This window comes from Pseudomonas sp. GM50 (genome assembly GCF_000282375.1).
Taxonomy (GTDB): domain Bacteria; phylum Pseudomonadota; class Gammaproteobacteria; order Pseudomonadales; family Pseudomonadaceae; genus Aquipseudomonas.
The window spans coordinates 1-535 of sequence record NZ_AKJK01000039.1 but is presented as its reverse complement, the minus strand read 5'-3'; the positions used below and the strand labels follow the sequence as shown (position 1 = coordinate 535).

Sequence of the window (535 nt, the reverse complement as noted above, 5' to 3'; positions counted from 1 at the left end):
GGGCGTCGCTGCCACACGATTGGCCATCGCCGCGCAGACCGCCGATATCTACATCACTATCCGCGGATTGCAGTCCCGGTTGGACATTGCGAACCGACAGGTCAAAACGCAGCAGGAGCTACTAGAGAAAGTCCAATTGCTCTACAGCAAGGGGCTCGCCGCCAACTATCAGGTTCGCCAGACCGAGGGGGAGTTATCGCAGGTCCAGGCGACAGTGCCAGTCCTGCAGACCGGCCTGGATGCTGCCATGAATGCGCTGGATGTCATGCTCGGCACGCCGCCAGGCACTCACCGCACGCAACTGGCAAGTACGGGGAGCATTCCTGTAGCGCCGCAGTTAAAGGCGATGGGAACGCCGGCCGATTTGCTGCGCCGCAGGCCAGATCTCATTGTGGCCGAGCGCCGTCTTGCGGCCTCAAACGCACGCATCGGCGAGGCGATTGCCGAGTACTACCCGAAATTCTCCCTTAGCGCATTGCTGGGCAGTGCCACGGCTGTATCCGCAGGCAACCTTTTTACCGGCGGCGCCAGCCAG

The 535-nt window shown here is 61.9% G+C and carries 1 protein-coding gene; it reads left to right on the top strand.

The genetic code is table 11. From position 1 onward, the window contains the following. On the top strand, nucleotides 1-535 hold a 535-nt coding region (locus tag PMI30_RS23925; protein ID WP_008006950.1), incomplete at both ends, for a TolC family protein.